Genomic DNA, 6,541 nt, shown 5'->3' on the forward strand with positions numbered 1-6,541 from the left:
TTTTGTGTCGAAAAATAATCATCTATTAATTGTAATCTGTCACCGAATTTTTTGTTATCGCGTAGATGTTTGTAAACACCGTTTTGAACCATCTTTAAAAGGTAAGACCTTATATTTTGATTCTTAATTTTTTTGCGCGATTCCCAAAATTTAATCCATATAACCTGAACAATATCTTTTGATACATCCTCATCGTTTAAAATAGAAAATGCAAATGAATAAAGTGCCTTCCAGTAGCGTCCATATAGTATATTGAATGCTGTTTCATCCGACCGTTGAATCATATTCATCAACTGATCGTCAGTAATTTCATTTCTGGAATATACTTTTTTCACTATCAGGAATATTTGGATTTTAGTTTGTGTTAGGTTGTTGGGTGTAAAAAACGCCCTGTCATTTCGTGGAAATGCAGGGCGACTAATATATATTATTCTACACTAAATTTATGTATAGTCTCGGTATGATATTTATCACCGGGACGTAAAATAGTTGTTGGAAAATCTTTTTGATTTGGAGAATCAGGATAATGTTGAGTCTCTAAACAAAATGCTGTTCTGAACTCATACTTTTTCCCTCCTTTTCCAACATCAGATCCATCAAGGAAGTTACCTCCGTAGAACTGTAATCCAGGCTCAGTTGTGAAAATTTCCATTACTCTTCCGCTTTTTGGTTCAACAACCTTAGCGGCTAATTTCATTACTCCATTTTCTCCATTTAATACAAAGTTGTGATCGTAACCATTTCCGTTTTTAAGAATCTGATCATCGGCATTAACTTCTTTTCCAATTTCCTTTGCAACTGTAAAATCGAATGGGGTACCTTTAACTTCTGCCAATTCTCCTGTTGGAATTAATGTATTGTCAATTGGAGTATATCTATCGGCGTTAATCATCAATACGTGATCGTTGATAGTTCCGTTTCCTGCTCCGTGAAGATTAAAGAAAGAGTGAGATGTTAAGTTTACAATTGTTGGTTTATCAGTTTCGGCATCGTAAGTAATTTTCAACTCATTTGCTTCTGTTAACTCATAAGTAACTGTAACATCTAAATTTCCCGGATAACCTTCGTGCATATCAGGATCAGTATGTTTAAGCACCAACTTATTTCCTTCTTGTTTTGCATCGAAAACAACATCGTTGTAACCAATCAATCCGCCGTGTAGCGCATTAACACCATTGTTTGTTGCTAATGTGTATTCTTGTCCGTCGATAGAGAATTTACCTTTTGCAATACGGTTTCCGTAACGTCCTATTAAAGCTCCGAAATAAAGATTCCCTTTTGGAGCAATAGTACTTTCGATATTGTCGTATCCAAGTACAATATCTTCCATTTTACCATCTTTGTCAGGAACCATTAGTGTAACTATTTTACCTCCGTAGTTTGTGATAGTAGTTTCTATTCCATTTTTGTTTTTAAGAGTAAAAAGATTTGTTTGTTTTCCTCTTACAGTCATCTCCCAATTGTTGTTTTCGGCAGATGATTTTTTCTCCTTTTTTGGAGCGTCATTACACGAACCTAAGCTTAAGGCTAGTGCAAGAATTGCTATTACTGATCTTTTCATATTTTGGTTTTATTTATTCTGATAATATTTCCACAAAGAAATACCTCTAGGCGATATTCCAAACTAATACTCAATTTACTGAGAGGAGTGTCTTCTCTTTTTTGCACTCCATTTATAATAACATTCTGCTAACTATATTTCAATAATATTGTTTATTTTTTGCTCATTAAGCTAAGTTTCAATGGCAATTCGTTGTAATTATACGTTGCTGGAATATTAGTCGCATCAAATGATTGATATAACATTTGTATTTCTTCAATACTTTCTATTTCAAGTTTCTGATTATAACTTGCTCTTATCAACTCAGGGTGACTAACAAGGGAATTTTTAGATTTACTTCCATCGGCATTATAAACATCTTCGGCATCAGCAAAAAAATCGTTTTTATCTCCTTCATATCTTGTCCATTCACCATCAATAGAATCTGCAACCATTGCGAATATAAATCTGTTTCGTGCATCCACATCCCACTTACGTGTTGGATGAAAATATGCTCCTTCGCCCAAGGCTATAAATTTCTCGTCTTTTTTTGAATAGAATACATGTGCAGCTTCAAACATCTTCCATTTTAAAGAATCTTTCACACCTGTTTGAGTAAATGCAACTTTAGATTCAGATTTATGAAATCCATTAGGGAAATCTTCATTAGAACTCTTCATATATAACAAAGCTCCTTTCTGATCGGCATAGAACATATACATTTCATCCTTATCTTGAATTGCCCAGAAATCTATCCAAAACTTTTTTTCTGTTTTATGAGTGTCCATCACTTTTATTTCAGACCATCCATTAACATCTTCTATATTATAATTTGTCATATAGATTGGTTCAAGATCGCCATGATCTCCGTTAACCCATGTATGAGCAATCAAATACCACTTTTTTTGTGGCTCGAAATAAAATACTTGTGGCGCTACTACGTTTCCTCCAACTATAGAATCAATAAATATTCTTTCAGAAGAATTAAGTTCTTCGATAGTTTTTGCCGAAGTATATCCTGTTCCTATTTTGTAATTAACCTTCCCATTAATAGTGTCGGCCGATTTAGCTGTATAAAACAAATGATATTTTCCATTGTACTCTACAATTGAAGGATCTTTTGCCGCTACATTATCCCATGCATCGCCTATTCTAGATCCAAATACAGGTTCGCTTGTAGTCCATTTTTTATTATTTACAGACTCGTTACCACAAGAGCTAATCATTAACACTGCAGTTATTGCAATTAGTATTTTGTTCATTTTAAATGTTTTTGCTCTAAATTCCTTATTTCACCACTTTGCAATTGATTAATAATTTTTCATTATAGCCAATTCATATGGCAAGTCGTTATAATCGTAATTATCAGGTACTTTTTCAGCGTCAAACGACTGAATTAACATTTGAAGATTATAATCTTCAATCTCTAATTTAGAATCATATCCACCTCTTATTAATTCTGGGTGGCTTACGTTATCGTAAACACATTTTGTTCCGTCTTCATAATAAAGGTTGTCTGGATCTCCCATAAAATCATTATTCTCAGTTTCTACCCTTTCCCAAGGACCTTCAAGTTTGTCTGCTACCACCGCTACGTGAAAACGAACACGACTATCCCAATAATCTTGGTTTAATGGATGTGGACGAACACACTCTAAAAGAGCTAGATATTTTTTTTCTTTTTTAACATAATAGATATGACTTGCTTCATGCATTCTCCAAATACCTTTTTCGTCTTCGCCACGAATGGTTAATACTGTTTCTTCTTTTCTGTTGAAACCATTTGGGAAATCTTGTAGAGCTGTTTCAAAACGGAACATGGAGCCTTCGTGATCGGTATAAAACAAGTGAGCTTTTTCCTCATCTGTAATCACCCAAAAATCAATCCAAAAACCATCATTCATTTTCTTTAGATTAAATGGTTTTGGTTTTGCCCATCCGTTTACATCTTCAATATTAGGATTGGTCATATATATTGGCATCAAATCGGGTCTACCTTCTACGAGAGTATGAGCCACTATGTACCAAAGTTTTTGAGGCTCGAAATAGAACACCTGCGGTGCTACAATCTCATATTCATTAATCTCATTCATATTATGACGTTTTGCAGTATTCAACTCTTCAATAGTTGGTGCTGCTACATACCCTAAACCAGAGCCGTTTATTGTTATATGCTCGTGAAGGTGTTTGTTTTTTCTAAGCGCCTTTGTTGTATAAAATAAATGATACTTTCCGTTATAAAAAACAATAGTAGGATCCTTTACAGATGCATCATCCATTGTTCCTTCTTTACCTTTTGTGAAAACGGGATTACTTACTGTCCATTTTTCATACTGAAATTCAGGTTGTTTTTCACACTTGTTATGTTTGTGTGAATCATTATCGCACGATGAAGTTACGATAGATAAAATAACACTCGCTGCTAGAATTAGTTGTTTCATATCCATTTTATTTTATTGAATACTAAATTTATGTATTGTCTCGGTATGGTACTTTTCTCCAGGGTTCAATAGGGTTGAAGGAAAGTGGTCATTATTTGGAGAATCAGGGTAGTGCTGAGTTTCTAAACAAAAAGCATCTCTACTATGGTATGCTTTTCCACCTTTACCAATATCACTACCATCTAGCCAATACGCTCCGTAAAACTGAACTCCCGGTTCGGTAGTCCACATTTCCATTACTCGTCCGCTTTTTTGCTCTATCACTTTAGCTACATATTTCATTTCGTTTTCTTTGCCATTTAAAACAAAGTTGTGATCGTAGCCCATTCCGTTTTTCAAATCCTGATCTTCTACTTCCAGGTCTTTTCCAATTTCTTTAAATTCTGTAAAATCGAAAGGAGTACCTTTTACATTTCTAATCTCTCCTGTTGGGGCTAGATTTTCATCGGATGGCGTGTATTTTTCTGCATTAATCATTAATAGGTGGTCGTTGGCAGTACCATTCCCTGCTCCTTTAAGATTGAAGAAAGAGTGAGATGTAAGGTTTACAACAGTTGATTTATCTGTTATAGCATCATAAGTTATTTTCAACTCATTTTCGTCGGTCAATTCATAAGTTACAACTACCTCCACATTTCCGGGATATCCTTCGTGCATATCAGGATCGAGATGCTTGAGGATTAATTTATTTCCTTCTTGTTCAGCATCCCAAACAACAGCGTTGTAACCAACTATACCTCCATGCAAAGCATTTGGTCCATTGTTTATTGCCAGGGTGTATTCGTTTCCGTTGATAGAGAATTTACCTTTTGCAATTCTGTTTCCATAGCGGCCAATAATTGCACCGAAATATGGGTTTCCATTTATAGTTTCTTCGATACTGTCGTATCCTAAAACAATGTCTTCCAGATTTCCTTCTTTATCCGGAACGATTAATGATGTTATTATACCTCCAAAATTTGTGATATAAGCTTCTATTCCGTTTTTATTTTTCAAAACGAAAAGGTCGGTCATTTTACCGTTTACTTTAGTTCTCCAGTTTTTCATAGTTACTTGTTGTTGGATACTTGTTGTTGGTTACTTGTTGCCGGTTAACTAAAACCCAGTAACAAGCAACAAACAACTAATTTTTAATAATTTGCTTGTCCTATCCACGATAATTCTGCTGCTCCTCCTTCAGAGAAATAACCAAATTTACCTTCTTCGTTAATCGAAATAACAGCTTCGCCAACGTATCTGTCGTCGTAATAGAACTTAATTTTATTTTCTTTTTTATCGATATTCAATTTGTGCCATACATTGAAAACAACTCCTGTAATACCTAAATCTGTCCAACCTTCTCCGTCGATGTAATAAACAAGTTTAGCTCCACTACCAGTAGCACTATCTCCCAACTCAATAGCAAACTTCAATTTACCGTCTATCGATGTTAATCCATATCTGCTAATATCACTTTCGGCTGTAACCGGTCTGATATTTCCCTCAACTACAAAATCAACTTTAGAATTCACTACAGATAGGAGCTCTCCCGAGGTTAATGTTGTAATACCATTAGTACTTTGTACTGTGGCTGATGTTTCCATATTATCTCCTAAGTCTGCCATTTTGTTTTCCCATTCTACTGCGGAAGGAACCTCCTGGTCTGTAAATACAGGAGCTTCTGTTTCTATACCGCTTTCTGGCGACACTGTATACTTATCCAACATCATCTGACGATTTATCGGGCCACTCTCCGATGTATGGATTCCAGTCCCAATTTTAACATGATAACTGGTATATTTTGTTTTTAAGTCGGGACCGGTGATGAAATTGTTATTTCCCAAACCATTATAAAGCCCATCGCGCTTTTCTATTAAAGGATTCTGCTTGTATGGTTTAATGTTTTCAATACTGGAACCACGAGCAGAGTGAATTTGGTAGGTTGGACTTTGGAAATGGTTTCCCGAATATGTCATGTAATAATATCCATCTTCGTAAAACAACCCCGGTGCTTCTGTCCACCCGGGAGCACCCGGATCGCCCACTTCCGTGTCGGTGATTTTTATCACACAATCGCTAAGCTGAATTTTAGGATCGGACCCGGAGTTTTCGAGAGAAAGTAACTTTTTGTACTGAATACCTCCAAATCCACAGAAAAACATATATATATCGTTTTTATCAAAGAATATTTCCCCGTCGATATTTACTTCACCGATATTTAGAAAATCATTAGTTAACAAATTGTATTCTGCATTTGCACCGAATGGATCAAAATCTCCACTTTCTTTATCGGGAGTATATTTTGCAAGATAATGACTCTCCGGAACCGTTGTTCCTGGTACCGACCAATACAAATAATAACTTCCTTCGCTATAAATCAATTCAGGTGCCATCATAGGATCAAGCTTTCCGTTGATCACAATATTTTTTGGCTGACTCCAATTTACCATATCCTCCGATTCCCAAACAAGCATTCCGGGACCATCGAATGAATACATCTGAGTTGAAAGAGCATAGTACTTGTTTTTATGCTTAAAAATACTTGGATCGGCAACTTCTCTACCCCTTGTTAATTGAGGTA

6 protein-coding genes are annotated in these 6,541 nt (G+C 35.4%); all 6 read right to left on the minus strand.

Going from position 1 to position 6,541, the window contains the following annotated elements; all coding sequences use genetic code 11:
* Nucleotides 1-335 (minus strand): sigma factor (locus tag ABFR62_12350; GenBank protein ID MEN8139214.1); only part of this gene is annotated, 335 nt, incomplete at its 3' end.
* Between the two features lie 92 nt (nucleotides 336-427).
* On the minus strand, nucleotides 428-1,561 hold the full coding sequence (locus ABFR62_12355; GenBank protein MEN8139215.1) for an aldose epimerase family protein: 1,134 nt from the start codon (nucleotides 1,559-1,561) through the stop codon (nucleotides 428-430).
* 152 nt (nucleotides 1,562-1,713) lie between these two features.
* Nucleotides 1,714-2,802 (minus strand): non-reducing end alpha-L-arabinofuranosidase family hydrolase, encoded by a 1,089-nt coding sequence (locus tag ABFR62_12360; protein MEN8139216.1) that lies wholly within the window; start codon nucleotides 2,800-2,802, stop codon nucleotides 1,714-1,716.
* Between the two features lie 48 nt (nucleotides 2,803-2,850).
* Nucleotides 2,851-3,981 (minus strand): non-reducing end alpha-L-arabinofuranosidase family hydrolase, encoded by a 1,131-nt coding sequence (locus ABFR62_12365; GenBank protein ID MEN8139217.1) that lies wholly within the window; start codon nucleotides 3,979-3,981, stop codon nucleotides 2,851-2,853.
* 12 nt (nucleotides 3,982-3,993) lie between these two features.
* Nucleotides 3,994-5,028: an aldose epimerase family protein gene (locus ABFR62_12370; GenBank protein MEN8139218.1), complete on the minus strand. Its 1,035-nt coding sequence runs from the start codon at nucleotides 5,026-5,028 to the stop codon at nucleotides 3,994-3,996.
* 83 nt (nucleotides 5,029-5,111) lie between these two features.
* Nucleotides 5,112-6,541: family 43 glycosylhydrolase (locus tag ABFR62_12375; GenBank protein MEN8139219.1), on the minus strand; the 1,430-nt coding region annotated here is incomplete at its 5' end.

The organism is Bacteroidota bacterium (assembly GCA_039714315.1).
Classification (GTDB): Bacteria; Bacteroidota; Bacteroidia; order Flavobacteriales; family JADGDT01; genus JADGDT01.

Bases quoted from the DNA above. Each gene is read 5' to 3' on its own strand.
- ABFR62_12355 (MEN8139215.1), bottom strand. From the start codon at position 1,561: ATGAAAAGATCAGTAATAGCAATTCTTGCACTAGCCTTAAGCTTAGGT.
- ABFR62_12365 (MEN8139217.1), bottom strand. From the start codon at position 3,981: ATGAAACAACTAATTCTAGCAGCGAGTGTTATTTTATCTATCGTAACT.
- ABFR62_12360 (MEN8139216.1), bottom strand. From the start codon at position 2,802: ATGAACAAAATACTAATTGCAATAACTGCAGTGTTAATGATTAGCTCT.
- ABFR62_12370 (MEN8139218.1), bottom strand. From the start codon at position 5,028: ATGAAAAACTGGAGAACTAAAGTAAACGGTAAAATGACCGACCTTTTC.